Here is a 19,453-nt window from a genome sequence, read left to right as displayed (position 1 = left end):
TTAAGTGCTTAGAAAGTGACTGCTTTAACCGTGTATCCTTTTAGTCGAAGCTGATTGATAAGGCCGCAATCCCAGAGCAAATGTGCCGCGCCAACGGCGATAAATGTGGGTTGCTGTTTCATAATGGCAGGAAGTTCTCGCAGCCAATTATTATTTCTGGCTCTTATAACCCCATCCATTCGTTCACTAGTGAACTCTATCTTTGAGGTTGTCTCTATTTCAAGGCCAACCAGGTTTTGCTGATGATACAGATTGAAATCTGTTTGACGTGATTTGCTAACCTGGTCAATGTGCCTTACAAGATACAGCAAGGATTTTTTTTGAATATCCAGCGGTTTATCATACAACAAACTGTCATGAAACTTAACGGTTTCAAGGCCAATGATTTTATCTCCAATTTTGCGGCCTTCCTCCCGAAAATATCGGTCTAAATGATGATTTGTTTTGGATGCGGTTCTCTCTGAAATAAAGCCTGACAACTCATCATAGACGTAAACCGGTTTTAAATGGTTGAATTTCAAAAGGGGCCAGGGCAGGAAGCGTGTTAGCGTTCTGTCGATTTCTGAAAATTCATCGGGTGTAAATAAATGGCTGAGTGAGTCATGTTTGAGAAAAATATGCGATTTGTATTCGAGAGGCTCACTATCCAAATCCGCCTCGGTAGCCACCGCCTTACATTGTTTGAATTTCTGCATCACGTAAGGTAAAGTGTCGAGAAAATTGCCGCCGATAAGATGGTCTGTGCCGTAAAGGTAGGAGGGAGACGCAAGCCCGTTACCGCTGATCTTCCATAATAAACTATTGTCAAGTGCTATCCTTTTATATTTTGGGCGATTTGACCAGTTGCAGCCGGCAAATACCAAAAAGCAAAAAATAAGGCAGCAGGTTTTCTTCATCATTAAATTTGATGAAGATACGCTTTTATCCTGTTTTCCGCCTCTTTTACCAGGTCTTCCATCGGTTGCCCGTTGGGTTCAATAGGCTCAAGCACATCCCAGGTCATTCTTGTAAAAGAGTAGAGGGGATAATACCCGTATTGGGTTATTTTCCAGGTATTTTTGATCGCGATAGGAACCAACAAAGCATTGGGGCACTTTTTAAGTATGGTGGCGATACCGCCAACCTGGAATGTTTTTACCTTGCCGTCTTTTGAGCGGGTGCCTTCCGGGAAAATAACAGCCGACCAGTTGTTTTCCTTCATTTTGGTTGCCAGCTTAATGATCTCAGAGATTGACTGGCGCGAGTCTTTCCGGTCGATATTGGCGCCGCCGCCGTATTTTAAATTAAAGGATATGGAGGGAATGCCTTTGGTCAATTCAATTTTTGAAATGAATTTCGCGTGGTATTTGCGCAGGTAATAAATCAGCGGCGGAATATCAAACATACTTTGATGATTCGCCAGAAAAATGATCGGCCGGCCCTGCGGCAGGTTTTGTTTATTGGTAAAAACAACCGTATTTCCCGCCAGGTAAATTGTTCTTAGCAGGCAAAGATTTAAAATGTCAACAGACCTTTTGTGCGCTGCATAGCCGAAAACTTTATAACAAAACCATTGAATGGGCTGAAAAATAAGCAGCGCCAAAAAAAGGTGATGATGACAAAAGGCGATAATATATAGCCGAAGAACTTTCTCATAAAAGCCTCAAAGTTAGATTTTTTTCTCAAGCTTAAAAACCTTACAGCTTGTTTTCAATCAGCAGTAATTTTACTTTTAAAACTGCAGCTACGGTCATGGCATCAGTGATCTCGCCTTTACAAACCATTTGGTAAACCTGCTCTAACGGCAATTTTTTAATCATCAGTTGCTCGGTATCTTCGGGTTCTGCTTCAAATTGCCGCAAGCCACGGGCAACAAATAAAATACTTAATTCATCACTTACCGAATTGGACAGGTGCAGGCGCTGAATCTCCGTCCACATTTCAGCTTTTAGCCCGGTCTCTTCCAGTAGTTCCCGTTTGGCCGACTCAATAGGGTCAATACCAATAATACCGCCGCCTTCGGGCATTTCCCAACTGTATTGACCTAACGCAAAACGGTACTGACCCACCAGGTAAGTGTTCAAATCATTATCCAGCGGCAAAACGCCGATAGCAATATTTTTAAAATGAATTTTGCCATAAATACCAGGATTGCCGGATGGATTGATCACCTGGTACTCAGTTAATTTTATCCATGGGTTATCGTAAACAATTTGTTCGGAAGTAGTTTTCCAGGGGTTTTCTTCGGGATGGAGCATGGAGGTAAAAATAATCTTAAAGTTTTTTATATTAGCTAGTAATAAACATTTTTTATATGGATGAAGAGATTGAAGATTTTCTTCGCGAACACGAAATTTGCTATGACCGTTTCACCTTCGATAAAATCTTTAGATTTTTATTGAAAAATGATTTCGACCATGAGGAAGCCAAAGACGTAATAATGTACAATTGCAGTTTATCAGCACTCGTTTTACAGGAGAGAATACACAATGACTATTACTTTTCAATTAATATTGAAGATGAAATATCAACGGACCTGTTAGCTTTAAAAAATGAAATCACAAAGTTTAGAAGGGAATTATTATAAACATCAATACAATACAGTTTGCAAAATTATTTTATTCGTTAAAGCTAAGAAATCTTCATAACTACTTCTAACAGCTCCCAAATGAGCCCCGATTGCGCCGTCTGATGGTTTTAGTAGAAATATGGGTTTCCTAGCCTCCATAGCCATTGGGATCAGGCTGTGATAGTGTTTTAGTAATGCTAAACAATACTCATCATCGTTAACGCTAATTTCAAGTTCGCCGTTCATCTTTAAAACAAATTTGCGAAATACGTTTGGAATCCTATTTGCCCATTTTAAATATGATTTTACAGGTCTGCTTTCTTTAATTCCGTGTTGCATAACGACATATCCTATTGGGGTAATAGAACCTGTCGGTAAGTCTAAAGATGGTTCGGGATTTCTACTGGATCGGTCTTCCCACTCTGCCTGCCAGGTGCCTAATCTGTTACCGAGATTTTTTAAACCTTGTAAAGAAAATAGATCAGCGGCCATTGGAACAACAACGAAATCAGCTGCAATTAAGGTCGCCCGATTGATCGCCCCAAAATTTGGTCCTATATCAATAATATTAAAGTCAGCTTCCCAACGTTCGTTGGCTTCCTTAATAATTCTGTAAAAAGAAGAAATTACCCTGAAAGCGGCTTCGTCACTGTTAAGGCAATTTCCCCAATTACTGCTTAATTTATCTTCAAAAAGGGATAGTTCCAAATCACCAGCTATCAAACCTATATTGTCGCTTACCCGCTCAATGTGTACTGGCTGAATATCGCCGATACCTCTATTTAGCGGTTTTATACTTTCAAGAATTGTCGGTCGTGAGGATTCATTGTCGTATATCTCCACTAAACGTTCGTCAGATAAAAACATTGACGTTAAATTTGTTTGAGGATCTAAATCAACAGCAAGGCATTTATAACCTTGTTCAGCAAGCATATAAGTAAAATGATAAACTAAAGTAGTTTTGCCTACTCCACCTTTATTATTAAAAAAAGCGATCGTCTTCATTATAGTTTTTTATAAATGATAACCCCAAAACTTGTCGGCTGGTCTAAAATAAATATTGGATCAGGGGATCCATTTTTTCTTAATGCTGCAATTGCTCTTTTAACACCAACATTGAAACTGTTTATGAACCCTAAATTTTTTGCGGCCTCCGCTAACGTTGGGTTTCGATAGTCATTTTTATTGGGGAAATTTTCAGGACGAGCATCCCCATATAAACCTCCTGGATTCGTTATTTCTATCCTGTTACTAAATTCATAGAATTTTATAGGTGCATTGGATTGATAATCCCGGTGAATTATTGCATTGTAGAGCAATTCCTGAACTGCAGATGCGGGGTAAGCCGTTTCATACTCTTCTCCAAGTTTCATCTGTACCCTTTTTACAATTTGAGATTTAATAAAATCGTCAATGACTTTCATTTGTGTAGTTAAATCACCTTCAAACCGATACTCATAATCGAAATCGCTAACTTCGTCCTCTCCGGTAAATCTGACATATTGAATATATGCACCACTTAAATAAAATCGAGGGTTCTTGCCAAATAACAGTATTCCCGCATTTGTCGGAACATCTGCCCGTAAGTCAAAAAATTTCAAAGATGATAATTGCTCTTTAATTTCTCTTCCATTTGCAATTAAAGTTTCGTTATCAATAGCTGTAGGCAAATAATTAATTTTGAAAATATCTATGCTAATATCATCAATAGCACTTCCATAAGTTGGCTGAGTATCAAAAGATCTTGCAAAAGTTGATCGTTTTTCACTTAAAATGCGCTCTTCCGCTTCATTAGCAGTTCCTTTTCTTGGGCCAATTCTTATACAAACCTTTCCTTTATATCTTACAGGTGGGACTTTTGAAGGTTGAACTTCAACGACCGCTACATCGCCGGTTGGATAAGTGAATTTGGAAACAACCATTGCTGGAGGTGGAACAATACGCCCATCAGTCCGATAAGAAAGTAATGTCTGCATCAGTTGTTCATCAACGGTGGTGCCGTTTAAACTTCCATCGTCGTTTGCGCCAATAATCAAATATCCCGGCCCTTGGTGGTTTGCCATGTCGTTACAGAAAGAACATATTGCTTCCCCAAATTTATCCGCGTCATTTTTTGAAATTGTTTTTTCGATTCGATCCGCTTCTAATGCAGGTAATATTTTAGTTAGTTCTTCTTGTGATATCATTGCTGTCTATTTGTAATCCGTTGATTAAACAAACTTAAGATTAAAAACCAACTGATTATTAAATTTAACAATCCCAATAAAAAAACAAATGATAAAACCTTCAACGTTTTATCTTCCAAATGCCCAAAGCAAAAACTTAGGCATGGCTTTGGCCCAGGTAGTGGTATCATGGCTGCCGCCGAACATCTCCAGGTACCTGATATCTTCAGGGCGTTTAAAGCCTTTGTTTTCCAACTCTTTGATTAGGTCGATGGTATCGTCAATGCTGTCGATGATGCCGTTTTTGTTGCGGTCGGCTGTCTCATCTTTGGTGCCGGTTTGCAGCCAGATCTTCAGGTCGGGTTTTTCTTTGGTGTTTTTGATAATGCTGTGCATAATGCGGTCATTATCGGTATAACCCTTACTTAAATCTTTGCTTCTCCACCAAAAAGAACCTGAAAACGCGCCCACCTTGTCAAACAGGGTAGGGTTGTGCCAGGCAATATCCAATGCTGACAATCCGCCCAACGAAAAACCGGCAAAAGCAGTTGTTTCAAAGCTTTCAATACCTGTCAGCTTATAAATTGCCGGTAATAACTCCGTTTTTATAAAATCGGTATATAACCCGGCTTTGTCGCCACGTTTTTTAAAATCAGGTTTGCCGGCGGTGCCGTATTCGTGCAAACGCTCTTCATCAGCATGTATGGCAACCACCAGGGTTGGTTTTATCCTTTGGGAATTAGTTAACTCTTCCAAAGTTTCTTTCAGCTCAAGGCTTTGTATCTCCTGCCCGTCGTTCAGCAGTAAAAGGTTCAACGGCTCAACAAATTCTGTTTCTTGGGGGATCAGCAGCGTGCAGGTAACGTCACGCTTTAATTGTTCGGATTTGATTGTTATATTTTTTTCAGCGATTGCTATCTCCATCTCCGGCAAATTCCAGTACATCTCGGTATTCAATTTTATTAAAGCGGCAAAGGTAAGGTTTTTCAATTTGAAATCCTTGCCTCACCCTGCCCTCTCCAAAGGAGAGGGTTCTAAAGGTCTATTTTTTTAATGTTTCCTTTTTTTAAGTCCTCTCCTTTGGAGAGGATTATTCACCAGTAATTTGTTTTTTAATGGTGCTTATGAAGGCTTCGCCGTTTAGGTGAGGCGTTTGATGATTTTCAAATTTTCAAATCATCAAATTTTCAAATCACGGAATTATTTATCTAACTTACATTCATTAAACCAAAAATACTTTGACTGAAAAATATCACCGCTGGTACTCGCAAAATTTGGGGATAGATGTAGAAATGCTTGTCTTTGGCGACCGCGGCTACCCGGTTATACTTTTCCCCACTTCGCAGGGTAAATATTACCAGAATAAAGATGAAGGGCTGATTGACAGCGTGAAATGGTTTATTGACGAGGGCCTGGTAAAAATTTATTGCCCTGAAAGTTTCGACTGGTTAACCTGGTACAATAAAGGAGTTCAACCATCCGAACGGGCCCGCAGGTACGCATGGTACGATAAAATGCTATTGGATGAACTGGCTCCCTGGGCCATGCACGAAACAGGTGTAAACAAAGTGGCCACCGCCGGCTGCAGTTTTGGCGGTTACCACGCGGCAAATTTTGCCTTTAAGCACCCGGATAAAACGGCACATATGTTCAGCATGAGCGGCGCATTTGACATTACACAGTTTACTGATGGTTTTTATAATGATGATGTATTTTACAATAACCCGGTTGATTTTTTGCCGGGCAGCAGTCAGCCTGATCTATGGCACATGAATATTATTTTAGGCACTGCTGAGCACGACATCTGCAGGGCGGACAATGACCGGTTATCTAACATCTTAAATCAAAAGGGTATCGGTAATTGGCTGGATGTGCGGCCGTTTGCGAGTCATGATTGGCCGGTTTGGAAGGAAATGTTTCCCTATTATTTATCGACGATAAAATAAGTACAAGAACCAGGAGTAAAGAACCAGGAATCAAGAAAGAAAACTATATCTAACTACCATGAAAAAAATAGGCATCTTATTCGGACAAGAAAATTCATTTCCACATGCTTTTGTTGATCGCATCAACCAGAAGGCGGAAAAAAATATCACTGCAGAGTTTGTCCACATTGACAAGGTGATGCAGGCCGAGCCGCTGGATTACGCGGTGATCATCGACCGGATTTCGCAGGACGTGCCCTTTTACCGGGCCATGCTGAAAAACGCAGCCATTTGCGGTACGGCGGTCATCAACAACCCATTTTGGTGGAGCGCCGATGAAAAGTTTTTTAACAATGCGCTGGCCGTCAAAATAGGGGTGCCGGTACCTAAAACGGTTATCCTGCCATCAAAGGATATGCCTGATGATACTACCGGGCAATCCTTCCGCAACCTGGCCTACCCGCTGGATTGGGAAGGTATATTTGATTATGTGGGCTTCCCGGCATACATGAAGCCATTTGATGGCGGCGGTTGGAAAGAAGTGTATAAACTCCACGATAAGGAAGATTTTTTCGACAAGTACGCCAAAACCAAACAGTATGTAATGATGCTGCAGGAAGAGGTCGTTTTTGACGATTATTTCCGTTGCTATTGTATCGGCGGTAAACATGTGCGCATTATGCAGTACGAGCCGCGTAACCCGCATCACCTGCGTTACGAACATGGCAAGGCCCCGGCTGAAAAGAAATTGCTGGAGCTGGTTAAAAACTATGTGATCAAACTAAACAAATACCTGGGGTACGATTTTAATACCGTTGAATTTGCTATCCGGAACGGCTTGCCTTATGCCATTGATTTTTGCAACCCAGCGCCCGATGCCGAAGTAACCAGTGTTGGACAGGAAAATTTTGATTGGGTGGTGGAGACTGCTGCCGATTATGCCATTGAACGCGCCAAAAAACAAAAACCTGATATGGATAACTTAACCTGGGGCGAATTTGTAAAAACTGGCGCGGCGGGCGAACATTTGTTATCCTCCGAAAAAAAGGTGGAGAAAAAAGCCGGTAAAAAGGAAGCAAGCGAAGGGAAGATAGACCATGAAGTATTGGCAGAAGGTGTGATTAAGGAAAAAGTGGCCAGACCTAAAAAAGGTAATTAAGAAATAAAGGGTTTTAAATAATAGAGTCAGCGATGTTTGGATTTTTTAAGAAAAAACAATCAAATGAGGATCAAAGTAGTAAGATAGCCAGTATTGAAAAGGGCGATGCCACCCTCGAGGAATTTAAGAAACGTGCACAGCAGGACCTTCAATACCTGATAGATTTTATGAACGAGCATGAGCAAAACGACGAGCTATTTCAGTATGCGGTAAAAACCAACTTTATTGAAGAAGGAAACTCCGAACACATGTGGGTGCAGGTGTACAAATTTAACGATGGGAAGTTTACCGGTAGATTAGCCAACGAACCCCGTACCGTTAAATTGTTAAAATATGGAGACTATGTGAGCGTTGCTCGGGAGGATGTTGAAGACTGGGTTTTACAGGACCATTTAACTCATACAAAGGTAGGCGGGTTCTCAAGCGGTTATATCAGGAATAAATCAAAACAAAGCTAAACCATCAATTATGAACGAATTTACCTTAGGTGTTGAAGAAGAATTCATGGTGATTGACCCGGTAAGCCGGGAGCTAAAATCGCATGACCAAAAAATTGTTGAAAGCGCCCAAAAGATCCACGAAGACCAGGTAAAGGCCGAAATGCACCAGGCCGTGGTTGAAGTGGGTACCCATATTTGCCGCAATACCGACGAGGCCCGCAAAGAAGTGACCAAGCTTCGCGGTACTGTTGCTATGCTGGCCGGGGACATAGGTTTACGCATTGGCGCCGCCGGGACGCACCCTTTTTCGCACTGGCAGCACCAACTCATCACTGATCATCCCCGATATTTTGAAATTGTAGACGAGATGCAGGAAGCTGCCCGCTCCAACCTGATCTTCGGGCTGCACGTGCATGTGGGCATCCAGTCGCGCGATTTGGCCATACATATTGCCAACCAGGTACGTTATTTTTTGCCTCACGTGTATGCCTTGTCAACCAATTCTCCTTTTTGGGAAGGGCGTAATACTGGCTTTAAATCATTCCGCACCAAGGTTTTTGATAAATTTCCGCGTACCGGTATCCCTGATTATTTTAACAGTATTGAGGAATACGACCGGTATATCAAGCTGCTGGTAAAAACCAATTGTATTGATAATGCAAAAAAAATATGGTGGGATATCCGGGTTCACCCGTTTTTTGAGACCATCGAATTCCGCATTTGCGATTGCCCGATGCTGATTGACGAAACGATGGCCTTCGTAGCCCTATTCCAGGCTTTGTGCGCCAAGCTTTATAAGATGCGGCTACAGAATATGGCTTTCATGACGTATAACCGGGCGCTGATTAACGAAAACAAATGGCGCGCCGCGCGATATGGCATCGACGGAAAAATGATCGACTTCGGCAAGGAGATGGAGGTGAATACCCGGTCGCTGGTACTGGAGCTGCTTGATTTTGTTGATGAGGTGGTTGATGAGTTAGGCTGCCGGGATGACCTGCAATATGTTCATAAAATACTGGAAAATGGCACCGGAGCCGACAGGCAGTTAGCAGTTTACGAACAAAACCATAACTTTGCAGATGTTGTGGATTACATTACTTCACAAACGCTTAAAGGGATATAAAAAATAATGGCACAAAACGATAAACAACCTGTAAAAGTAGCGGTACTGGATCTGTATAATGGGATAGAAAATGAAGGAATGCGTGGGATCCGCGAAATTTTGGAGCGTTACCGTGTAAAAAATGAATTGAATTTAACCTACGAAGTTTTCGATGTCCGCAAAAAAGTAGAAGTACCCGGAACGGAATTCGACATTTATATCTCCAGCGGTGGCCCCGGCGATCCTTTGGAGAGCGAAGGCAGCGAATGGGAAAAGAAATATTTCAAGCTGGTTGACGCGCTGGAAGATCATAATCTATCCAACGCCTCGCAAAAAAAGCATGCGTTTTTCATTTGTCATTCGTTCCAGCTCATGTGCCGTAAATATGGTTTAGGTGCCATAAATATGCGTAAATCGCCCTCTTTTGGGGTTTTACCAGTGCATGAAACAAATGCCGGGAGAAACGAACCTTTATTTGACGGGCTCGCCGATCCGTTTTACGCAGTCGATTCCCGGTTTTGGCAGGTGATCCACCCAAATGAAAAACGATTTATCGATCTGGGCATGCAATTGCTGGCAATTGAAAAAGAAAGGCCTTATGTTGACCTTCCCAGGGCGATGATGGCGGTACGGTTTAGCGATTACTTTTTCTCCACCCAGTTTCACCCGGAAGCGGATGCAGTTGGCATCAGGTCGCTGTTATTGAAAGAAGACAAAAAGAAAGAGGTGGTAAGCGAACACGGCCTGGATAAATACAACGAGATGCTGGAACGGTTGGAGGACCCGGACAAGATCACCCAAACGCAAAATACCATCATCCCTAATTTTTTAGACCAGGCTGTTTTGAGTTTGCAGGAGATATAGGCCCCACCCAACCCTCCCCGGATGGGAGGGCTTTTATAATGGCCGATACCGGCGGAAAGTACATTTGGGCGGTTTTGCTTTTAGTATTAATTTAGCTCAACTTGAATATGCACGACCTTGAAAAATACCAACGACTGATTTTGCCTGTTTTAAATCGTTATTCAATTAAACGTGCGGCAATTTTTGGTTCAGCAGTAAAGGGCATGATGAATTCAAATAGTGATTTGGATCTCCTTATAGAAGCTGAAGGAGGATTTACCCTTTTTAAAATGCTTAAACTTGAAGAAGAACTCTCTGAACTTATAAACAGGAAAGTTGATTTAGTTGAATATAGTGCACTTAAGTCATCCATAGGAAATGAAGTGCTTTTATCCGCGATAACTATCTTATGAGTCAGCCTGAGAGGTTAATATTAAAGGAACAACTCGAAAATATAATTGAATAAGCGAGCTTTAAAAACTTATGGAGCCATCAGCCAGAAAATCATTCAACGAAAATTTCACTGAAGAAAAGTACCAAAAGCTTTTAGTCTCTTTAAACGAAGGCCTTGAAAATCCTATAGAGTTCCGCGTGGCCGAAACTCCTGTTTTTTTAACGGATGATTTCAAAAATAAACTAATAACAGCTGGCAACGATATTATCAGCGTCATCCTCCGGCCTGATTTTAAACAATTGACCGAAAGAGCCATTCCCGAAAAATGGCAGCTCCCCAATGAAAATGATCACCCGCATTTTATAGCGCTTGATTTTGGGGTTTGCAGCGACGAAAACGGCAATATTGTTCCAAAACTCATCGAGTTACAGGGATTTCCATCCTTGTTTGGTTTCCAGGTTAACCTGGCTGAATGCTATGCGAAGGCCTTTGATATTGCTGACGAATGGTCGGTATATTTTAGCGGATTAGACGAATCTTCTTATATCGATTTGCTAAAAAAGACAATAATTGGAGAATGTGACCCGGCGGAAGTTGTACTGATGGACGTGGATGCCCATCATCAAAAAACCGCGGTAGATTTTGAGTATACCCGCAAATATATCGGTACGCCAATAGTGTCGCTTGAGGAATTGGAGCAGGAAGGAAGTCAGCTTTTTTACCGGGTAAATGGCGAAAGAAAGCTGATCAAACGAATTTATAACCGCTTAATTTTTGATGAGATAGAAAGCGACCCTGCTATTTTTAATAAAGTAGCAGATATCCGGCAACCGCTGGATGTGGAATGGATAACCCATCCCAACTGGTTTTACCGGGTAAGCAAGTTTACCATGCCGTTTTTAAAGGGCGACTATATCCCCAAAACCCAATTTTTACACATGGTAAAGAATATACCCGCCGACCTGGAAAACTACGTGTTGAAACCACTGTTTTCGTTTGCCGGCCAGGGCGTAATTATAGATGTGAAAAAAAATGACATTGAAAATATAAAGGACCCGGAAAACTGGATCTTGCAGGAAAAAGTAATTTACGAACCCGTTTTACATGCCCCTGATGGTGGCGTAAAGATAGAGATCAGGCTATTATACCTTTGGCCAAATGGCGATGAAAAACCAACTTTAGCCATTAACCTGGCCCGCTTAAGTAAAGGAAAAATGATAGGTGTTAGATATAACAAGGATTTTGATTGGGTAGGAGGTGCTATCGCGTTCATGAAATGATTGACACGAATTGAATGGACACGAATGTCACAAATAAGGACGAAAGTTCACGAATCATATCAGGCGGCGGCCCTCTCATTAGTGAAAATTCAAATCCATTCGTGCAATGCGTGTCAATTCATTAGTGTAATTAGCGCCCATTTATTCGTGAAATTCGAACAAATTCGTGAATATTCGTGTCCATTCCTAAACCAAATACTATTTAACATGTCTGTACGTATATATATAAATTGTATTAAATTTGTGACGTGAATATCCAGATCATCATAGTAGCCATTTTATTTACCGCAGCACTGTTTTACGTGGGCAGGCTTGTGTACAGGAATTTATTTGCAAAAAAAAGCTGCGGCGAAAATTGCAAATGCGGTATCGATTTTTCGGCAATTGAAGAAGTTAAAAACCATAAATAATTATCAAATTCCCACATTTGATCATTATGTACCTAAATAAATTATTGTGCAAATTTAATGGCTGATAAACAGGTTTTTCAAACGGATACTCCAGGTAGATGGATGCGTTTTAAGTGGATTAGCCGTGTGCTGATCATTGTGCTTGCCTGTAGTGTGCTTGCTGCAATTATCACGGTAACATCCAAACAATATCCAAGTTTACCAAACTTAAATCCCACTCCTAAAAAGCTTACTAAAGAAGAACTCGAGAGCTTAAAAAGGTCAAAAAAATATAAGGATTTCAAAATTGATAAAAATGAAATCACCAAGCTGGCACGCACCAGGCACTTGCACCAGCTAAAACGCCCCAACAATAAGGACCGTATCAACGCTGCATTTTATAAAGCATGGGAGCCTCAGGCCTATGGCTCACTCGCTTCCAATATTTCTCACCTGGATATGGTGGTGAGCGAAGGTTTCTTTTTATTGCCAAAGCATGATACCATGGTGGCTAATATTGATACCGGCCTGGTAAATCTCAATAAAAAATACAAGAAGCCTGTTATCGTCTCGCTTTCAAACTACGTTAATTCTGATAAGGAAAAAGGCAGTTATGATACCAAAGATGTTGAACGGATCATCAAAAGTAAAAAACTTCGTACCCAACTCATCTATAATATCGCCAGCCAGTTAACCAGGTATAAATTCAAAGGGGTCAACCTTGATTTTGATGATTTAAAAGACATCAACAGCAAAAACTATATCACTTTTGAAAATGAGCTTTATGCTATTCTGCACCCGCTTGGTTTTTTGGTTACGCAAAACGTGGTTCCGGATGACGAAAAGTACCAGTTAGAACGCCTGCAGCATGTTAACGATTTTTTGTTTGTAATGGCAATAGATCAGCATAATGACGGAAGTAATGCCGGCGATCTTTCAAACCAGCGTTGGGTGGAAGAAATTCTGGATAATGTTTGCTCCCGGATACCGAGTGAAAAAGTTATTTTAACCGTTCAGGGTGGAGGGTACGACTGGCCCGAAAGCAGTACCGGAAAACCTATGAGTTACCTGGAGGCAATTAGTTACGCACAGGAAAATGGCAGTAAGATAACTTTCGACCCGGCCTCGGCTAATCTGCATTATAATTATTACGACCTTGACAGTTTGGAGCATACGGTATATTTTACTGATGCGGCTACCAATTTTAATATCATCCGTATGGCCGATGATTGGGCGACGGGTGGTGTTGCCCTTTGGCGGCTGGGTGGCGAAGATCCCCGGTTGTGGACATTCTTCCAGAAGAATTTGTCGATAGATTCATTAAGGAAAACGGGGATCGACGTTAAGAGATTAACATCTGTAGGGTTGAATAATAAAATTGATTATGATGGCGACGGGGAAGTGCTCGACCTGGTAACTACCCCAACTACCGGTAAGATCGATGTCAAGATGGATACCTCCAATTTTGTGATTACCGCGCAGCAATACATCAAGCTGCCCACAAAATATGTTATCCGCAAATACGGCTACGATCCGGGCAAAATTGTTTTAACGTTTGACGACGGCCCCGATCCTGATTATACACCACGGATTCTCGACATCTTAAAAAAAGAACATGTTCCGGCGGCATTTTTTGTGGTAGGCTCAATGGCCGAAAAAAATGTACCTATTCTGCGCCGCGAATATGAAGAAGGCTATGAGATCGGGAATCATACATTTTTTCACCCGGATATTTCGGCTATCAGTATACAACGTGTAAACCTCGAGTTAAATGCAACCCGGAAACTGATCGAATCAGTAACAGGCAGGAGCACCATATTGTTCAGGCCGCCTTTCAATGCGGATGCCGAGCCGCAAACCCTGGCAGAAGTTATACCGGTAGCGGAAAGCAGGAAACAAAGCTATATTACCATAGGCGAATCTATTGACCCGTGGGACTGGCAGCCGGGGGTAACTGCTGACAGTATTGTTGCCCGTGTTATCAAACAGAAAGATGCCGGATCGATGTTATTGCTGCACGATGCAGGCGGCGACACGCGCGAAGAAACTGTAAAAGCATTGCCCGAAATTATCCACTATTTTAAAAGTCACGGGTATAAATTCACCACCATTGCCGATGTTTTGCATAAAAATAAAGCAGACCTGATGCCACCCATAAAGGACGATGCAAATTCGGGCGTGCTGGGTTCGCTATATAATTTCCTGATAGAGTTTTATTTTTATGGAAACTGGTTCCTCATTTATTTATTCTTTTCCGCCATATTTCTTGCTGTTGGCCGCGTGATATTGATTGGAATACTTGCGGTAAGGCAATACAGTGAGGATAAGAAAATTGAACGGGCAGTTACCGAACCTGCTAAATTGCCTGCAGTAAGTATTATAGTCCCTGGTTATAACGAAGAAGTAACCGCTATTAAAACTATACAAAGTTTATTAAAAACGGAGTACCCCTCGTTCGAGATTATATTTGTTGACGATGGGTCAAAAGATAAAACGTTTGAACTGGTAAACAATGCCTACGGAAACCACCCCTTGGTGCAGGTACTTTCAAAGCCAAACGGGGGCAAGGCTTCGGCGCTTAACTTCGGGATCAGCCATGCCAAAAATAATTTTGTGGTTTGTATTGATGCTGATACGCAGCTAAAAAATGACGCCGTTTATCATTTGATGAATCATTTTACCGATGAGGAAATTGGCGCTGTCGCCGGTACCGTTAAAGTCGGAAACGAAACTAACCTGATAACCATGTGGCAGTCGATAGAATACATTACTGCCCAAAATATGGACAGGCGCGCTTTCGACCTGATCAATAGCATCACCGTAGTGCCGGGCGCCATCGGCGCATTCCGCAAATCAGCCCTGTACAAAGCCGGTGGCTTTACTTACGATACCCTGGCTGAAGACTGCGATCTTACCATGCGTATATTAAAGCAAGGCTATGTGGTACGTAATTGCGATGACGCTATTGCCTACACCGAAGCCCCCGAGACGCTTAATGGCTTGCTAAAACAGCGTTTCCGCTGGAGTTTTGGCGTGATGCAGAGTTTCTGGAAAAACAAGGACGCGCTGTTCAATAAAAAGTATAAGTTCTTCGGCATGCTGGGCATGCCTAATATTTTGGTCTTTCAAATTATTTTGCCGTTGTTTTCTCCGCTTGCTGACCTTTTCATGATTATTGGTTTATTCAGTGACAAGCCGGGTAGGATAATTATCTACTACGTTGGATTTGTGTTGATAGACTTCGTAGTTGCTATTATTGCCTTTTGGATGCAGAAGGAAGACTATAAAAAATTGGTTTACATTATTCCGCAACGCTTTATATGGCGCCAGCTGATGTATTATGTATTGTTTAAATCCATCCGCAGGGCATTAAAAGGCGAGTTGCATGGATGGGGCGCGTTAAAACGCACCGGAAATGTGACTATTAAGAAAGAAGCGACTGTTTAGTCCGAAAGTCCGAAAGTCCGAAAGTCCGAAAAAAAAGCATGCGCTTTTTTTCGGACTTTCTTCATAGTGACAAACTTCTATACGCCAGACAGTCAACTTTCGGACTTTACTGACTTTCCCGACTTTCGGACTTCTCTATCAAACAAACCGCATAGGCTACAACACCTTCCTGGCGGCCAATAAAACCCAATTGTTCGTTAGTGGTAGCCTTTATGGAGATATCTTCTTCGCTGATGCCTGCGGCTTTCGCTATATTAACCTTCATTGCAGGGATGTGGGGGTTAATTTTCGGGGCTTCGAGGCAAACCATGGCGTCAATGTTGCCGATTTGCCAGCCTTTTTCTTTTAAAAGTATTACTACGTTTTGCAATAATACCAGGCTGCTGATCCCTTTCCACCTCTCGTCCGTATTGGAAAAATGAAAGCCTATATCACGCAAATTGGCAGCGCCGAGCAAGGCATCGCAAATAGCATGCAACAATACATCCGCATCTGAATGACCAAAAGCCCCGGAAGTATGCTGTAAATCCACGCCGCCTAAAATAAATGGATGCTGATCCTTTAACTGGTGAACATCAAATCCAAACCCAACTCTTAATTTTGTCATTGTTTTTTAGCGTTTTTATCTCCGCCAAAGTTAGCACTTAGGGTAAAACGAAGTGTATTTGCGAGCGGGCTATTTTGCTGGCTCGCCGCCAGGTATGAGAAGTCGAAATTGAAAATATCATATTTAAAACCCACGCCCATCGTGAGGTAATGAGAGCCCCCATTATTTGGATTTTCATAAAAATACCCCGCCCTTACAGCAAATTGCTGGTCGTACCAGTATTCAAGGCCGGTGGAAATGGTAATTTGCTGTAATTCCTGCTTAAAACCTCCCGGAGCGTCAGAAAATGATTGGAAAATGCCAACCGGTACGGATACATCATTGCTGACGCCTTTGACGATATTTCCATTGGCATCCGTAATTGGTGGCGTCGGAACCAATAGTTTGTTAAAATCTGCGGTAAGAGTTAGCTGGTTATAATCATCCAGGTTAATCGTATTGGCAACGCCAATTTTTAGGTTTGCCGGTAAAAAATACTTGGGGCCATTATTGCTGTAACTGATTTTTGATCCGATATTTGAAATATTCGTTCCGAAAGCAAATATCGCATCGGTGCCAAATTCCTGGATCTTATGGTTATAATACAAAGCAACGCCTGCATCCACAGCAGTTCCTGCCCTGGCCTGTGCACCCGTTCCGGTAGCGAAAACAGCATTTGATAAATTTGAATAGATAAAACCGGCGGTGAGCGCAAGCGAAAACTCTTCACCAAATTTACGGGCGAATGAGCCGTTCAAGGCAAATTCGTTTGGTGAATAGGTGCCCAGGTCATTTTGCGTATTGTCCCTGAATTGGATGGTGCCGTAGTTGAAATATTTTAAAGATGCACCAAATGTATTGCGGTCATCAATTTTATGTGCATAACTTAAATAAGACATACTAATGTCCGGGACCAATTGGCGCAGCCACGGGCTGTAAGAGAGCGAAACATTGTCATTGTCTTCTAAAAATGCAAGTTTGGCCGGATTCCAGTAATTTGCATTCACGTCTGCAGAAAGAGCGACACCGGCTTCTCCCATCGCCCCTGAACGTGAATCGGGGGTAATATTCAAAAACGGAACAGCAGCAAGGGATGAAGTATTGTATTTAGTACCGTCAACATTTGGTCCCGTTGTTTGTGCCATTGCCAAAACGGGAAATAATATACCACTGAAAAAAATTATAGCTTTGGTAGAGAAAAACTTCATGTGAAATTTATTTTTTTATATTTTAAATAATAAATATATGCTATTTGAAGGCTATTACGTATAAGTTAACCAAGAAGTTTTCCACCATAATAATCGCATTAAATGTAACACAATAAGCCTGAATTGCGTTTAAATTCAAATAAAGATTAATATCTTTAAAAGATTTAGGTAATAGAATTAGCATTTTAAGCAAAATGTTATAAATTTACATTCCAAAAATAAAGTATAAATATGAAAGTACTTTTTACGCGAACTGCGATTGTGTTGCTGGGTATTGGCATAGTGATGAGCAGCTGCAGTAAACACGCGCAATCTTCAAAGACCGGTATTACTTATAATGACAAAAAAACCGGCGGTTACGAACGTTTCAGGAAGACTCACCCCACTCCCGGACCTGGTTTGGTTCCTATTGAAGGCGGTACCTTTGTAATGGGTGGCAGTGCCGACCAGGACGTTACTTACGATTACAATAACGTAAAACGCCGGGTTACGGTTCCTTCATTTTACATGGATGAAACGGAAGTAGCCAACCAGGATTGGATTGATTACATGCACTGGATAAGTGTTACCTATCCGGAGGATCACGAATTATATTATAATGCATTGCCCGATACTTTGGTTTGGCGTAATGCTTTGGCATATAATGAGCCCTATGTTGATAACTATTTAAGGCACCCTGCCTTTCAGGACTATCCTGTTGTGGGGGTTAGCTGGGACCAGGTGCAGGATTATTGCGTTTGGCGCACTGACCGGGTTAACGAAAATATTTTACGTGAAACCGGGCGTATGGTTGCCTGGAATGATTTAAACGGAAATGGCAAAAAAGGCAAAGCCGCAGCGCCCGCAGCATCAAATAAAGATCCTTTTAATACCGATATTTACCTGAATGGCCAATATACTGGCCCCGGTATTGATGGTAAAAAAATGATAGTTGATTTAAGCCCTAACGCCAAACCAACTACAGGTGCCAACGGAAAAGGCGGAAAAGAGCCTGTAAGGCACGTGCGTATGGAAGACGGCATATTAAAACAAGCATATCGCCTGCCATCAGAAGCCGAATGGGAATATGCTGCCCTGGGTTTGATAGGAAATACTCAATTTGAAAATATTGACGACAATAAAGTTTATCCGTGGAATGGTTTAGGTGTACGTTCATCAAAAAGAGCTACCCGGGGTATGATATTGGCCAACTTTAAACGCGGTTTGGGTGATAACATGGGCGTAGGTGGATATTTGAATGATAAAGCCGATATAACCGCGCCTGTGAGGGACTTTCCACCAAATGATTTTGGTTTATATAACATGGCCGGAAACGTAAATGAATGGGTTCAGGATACCTACCGCCAAACTTCATTTGAAGAAGTTGAAGATTTTAACCCTTTCCGTGGTAACGAGTTTAGCAATAAGCGTTTGGCTGATGCTTCAAAAGGTTTGTATGCAAAAGATAAATATGGCCGCCCGATTAAAGATGCTTCTGTATCAAACAAAAAATTAAAATACAGCGAATTACTGGCATTGCAACAGGCACAAACTGCAAACCCTAACCAACCAAATACTGCAAATGCAGGCGCAGCTGTAGGTGCGGCTCCCGGTCAAACCCCGGCTGAAAAAAATGCTTTGGAAGGAAAGAAATTTAATCCTGATAACAGGGGTTATAACGATACTGTAAATACTACATTGTATGGTACAACCAGTTTGGTAAGCGATCATTCAAAAGTGTATAAGGGAGGTTCATGGAATGATATGGCTTTTTGGTTAAACCCGGCAACCCGTCGTTTTATGAATGAAGACGAGTCAAGTTCAACCGTTGGTTTCCGTTGTGCAATGACCTTAGTAGGTGAGCCTGAAATTCACCCTGAAGGCAAACCGCATTACAGCATCAAACAATCAAAGAAGTTTAACGCGAAACAATAATTCCAATCTTTAGCTATTGAAAAGGCTTCCTGAAAAAATCGGGAGGCCTT

The 19,453-nt window shown here is 41.7% G+C and carries 19 protein-coding genes; 11 read left to right on the top strand and 8 right to left on the bottom strand.

Features of this window, described 5'->3' with window-relative positions:
* Positions 1 to 8 precede the first annotated feature (8 nt).
* The 3 genes from MgSA37_RS21680 to MgSA37_RS21670 all read right to left on the bottom strand — a co-directional run bounded on the left by MgSA37_RS21680 (position 9) and on the right by MgSA37_RS21670 (position 2,237).
* Positions 9 to 899 carry a TraB/GumN family protein gene (locus tag MgSA37_RS21680; RefSeq protein ID WP_096354945.1) on the bottom strand — a complete coding sequence of 297 codons (891 nt, stop codon included), beginning with the start codon at positions 897 to 899 and terminating at the stop codon, positions 9 to 11.
* Entirely contained in the window at positions 899 to 1,582 is a 684-nt protein-coding gene (locus MgSA37_RS21675; protein ID WP_317046599.1) for a lysophospholipid acyltransferase family protein, read from the bottom strand. The genes MgSA37_RS21680 and MgSA37_RS21675 overlap by 1 nt, the downstream gene beginning before the upstream one ends.
* 94 nt (positions 1,583 to 1,676) lie before the next feature.
* Positions 1,677 to 2,237: an NUDIX domain-containing protein gene (locus tag MgSA37_RS21670; protein ID WP_096354943.1), complete on the bottom strand. Its 561-nt coding sequence runs from the start codon at positions 2,235 to 2,237 to the stop codon at positions 1,677 to 1,679.
* Positions 2,238 to 2,293: 56 nt separating this feature from the next.
* On the opposite strand from MgSA37_RS21670, the gene MgSA37_RS21665 reads away from it, so the two are divergent.
* Entirely contained in the window at positions 2,294 to 2,566 is a 273-nt protein-coding gene (locus MgSA37_RS21665) for a hypothetical protein (protein WP_096354941.1), read from the top strand.
* A 3-nt stretch (positions 2,567 to 2,569) separates the two neighbouring features.
* Here MgSA37_RS21665 and MgSA37_RS21660 read toward each other — a convergent pair whose 3' ends face one another.
* The 3 genes from MgSA37_RS21660 to MgSA37_RS21650 form a co-directional block, all read right to left on the bottom strand.
* On the bottom strand, positions 2,570 to 3,553 hold the full coding sequence (locus tag MgSA37_RS21660; protein ID WP_096354939.1) for a ParA family protein: 984 nt from the start codon (positions 3,551 to 3,553) through the stop codon (positions 2,570 to 2,572).
* Positions 3,553 to 4,734, bottom strand: a complete 1,182-nt coding sequence (locus tag MgSA37_RS21655; RefSeq protein WP_096354937.1) for an ATP-binding protein — start codon at positions 4,732 to 4,734, stop codon at positions 3,553 to 3,555. The genes MgSA37_RS21660 and MgSA37_RS21655 overlap by 1 nt, the downstream gene beginning before the upstream one ends.
* A 108-nt stretch (positions 4,735 to 4,842) precedes the next feature.
* Positions 4,843 to 5,703: an alpha/beta hydrolase gene (locus MgSA37_RS21650; protein WP_232010703.1), complete on the bottom strand. Its 861-nt coding sequence runs from the start codon at positions 5,701 to 5,703 to the stop codon at positions 4,843 to 4,845.
* Positions 5,704 to 5,951: 248 nt separating this feature from the next.
* On the opposite strand from MgSA37_RS21650, the gene MgSA37_RS21645 reads away from it, so the two are divergent.
* The 9 genes from MgSA37_RS21645 to MgSA37_RS21605 all read left to right on the top strand — a co-directional run bounded on the left by MgSA37_RS21645 (position 5,952) and on the right by MgSA37_RS21605 (position 15,695).
* Positions 5,952 to 6,659, top strand: coding sequence for an esterase family protein (locus MgSA37_RS21645; protein WP_096354935.1), 708 nt, complete (start codon positions 5,952 to 5,954; stop codon positions 6,657 to 6,659).
* A 58-nt stretch (positions 6,660 to 6,717) separates the two neighbouring features.
* Positions 6,718 to 7,797 (top strand): ATP-grasp domain-containing protein, encoded by a 1,080-nt coding sequence (locus MgSA37_RS21640; RefSeq protein WP_232010702.1) that lies wholly within the window; start codon positions 6,718 to 6,720, stop codon positions 7,795 to 7,797.
* A 32-nt stretch (positions 7,798 to 7,829) separates the two neighbouring features.
* Positions 7,830 to 8,255, top strand: coding sequence for a DUF2314 domain-containing protein (locus MgSA37_RS21635; protein WP_096354933.1), 426 nt, complete (start codon positions 7,830 to 7,832; stop codon positions 8,253 to 8,255).
* Positions 8,256 to 8,265: 10 nt separating this feature from the next.
* A complete protein-coding gene (locus MgSA37_RS21630) occupies positions 8,266 to 9,363 on the top strand; it encodes a carboxylate-amine ligase (RefSeq protein ID WP_096354931.1) in 1,098 nt (365 codons plus the stop codon).
* Between the two features lie 6 nt (positions 9,364 to 9,369).
* Complete coding sequence (locus MgSA37_RS21625) at positions 9,370 to 10,206, top strand: type 1 glutamine amidotransferase (protein ID WP_096354929.1); 837 nt, start codon at positions 9,370 to 9,372, stop codon at positions 10,204 to 10,206.
* A 107-nt stretch (positions 10,207 to 10,313) separates the two neighbouring features.
* Entirely contained in the window at positions 10,314 to 10,598 is a 285-nt protein-coding gene (locus tag MgSA37_RS21620; RefSeq protein WP_096354927.1) for a nucleotidyltransferase family protein, read from the top strand.
* Between the two features lie 70 nt (positions 10,599 to 10,668).
* On the top strand, positions 10,669 to 11,859 hold the full coding sequence (locus MgSA37_RS21615) for a hypothetical protein (protein WP_096354925.1): 1,191 nt from the start codon (positions 10,669 to 10,671) through the stop codon (positions 11,857 to 11,859).
* A 248-nt stretch (positions 11,860 to 12,107) separates the two neighbouring features.
* Positions 12,108 to 12,269 (top strand): FeoB-associated Cys-rich membrane protein, encoded by a 162-nt coding sequence (locus MgSA37_RS21610; protein ID WP_096354923.1) that lies wholly within the window; start codon positions 12,108 to 12,110, stop codon positions 12,267 to 12,269.
* Positions 12,270 to 12,326: 57 nt separating this feature from the next.
* Complete coding sequence (locus MgSA37_RS21605; protein ID WP_096354921.1) at positions 12,327 to 15,695, top strand: glycosyltransferase; 3,369 nt, start codon at positions 12,327 to 12,329, stop codon at positions 15,693 to 15,695.
* Positions 15,696 to 15,801: 106 nt separating this feature from the next.
* On the opposite strand, the gene ispF is transcribed toward MgSA37_RS21605, so the two are convergent.
* Together ispF and porV are read right to left on the bottom strand one after the other, a co-directional pair.
* Positions 15,802 to 16,302 carry a 2-C-methyl-D-erythritol 2,4-cyclodiphosphate synthase gene (gene ispF / locus MgSA37_RS21600; RefSeq protein WP_096354919.1) on the bottom strand — a complete coding sequence of 167 codons (501 nt, stop codon included), beginning with the start codon at positions 16,300 to 16,302 and terminating at the stop codon, positions 15,802 to 15,804.
* A complete protein-coding gene (gene porV, locus MgSA37_RS21595) occupies positions 16,299 to 17,426 on the bottom strand; it encodes a type IX secretion system outer membrane channel protein PorV (RefSeq protein WP_232010701.1) in 1,128 nt (375 codons plus the stop codon). The genes ispF and porV overlap by 4 nt, the downstream gene beginning before the upstream one ends.
* 294 nt (positions 17,427 to 17,720) lie before the next feature.
* Between porV and MgSA37_RS21590 the strand changes: the two genes are divergently transcribed.
* Complete coding sequence (locus tag MgSA37_RS21590; RefSeq protein ID WP_096354915.1) at positions 17,721 to 19,403, top strand: SUMF1/EgtB/PvdO family nonheme iron enzyme; 1,683 nt, start codon at positions 17,721 to 17,723, stop codon at positions 19,401 to 19,403.
* The last annotated feature ends 50 nt before the right edge of the window (positions 19,404 to 19,453 follow it).

Source organism: Mucilaginibacter gotjawali (genome assembly GCF_002355435.1).
GTDB lineage: Bacteria > Bacteroidota > Bacteroidia > Sphingobacteriales > Sphingobacteriaceae > Mucilaginibacter > Mucilaginibacter gotjawali.
Note: the sequence above shows the minus strand (reverse complement) of the source record. Positions and strands in the feature narration are given on the sequence as shown.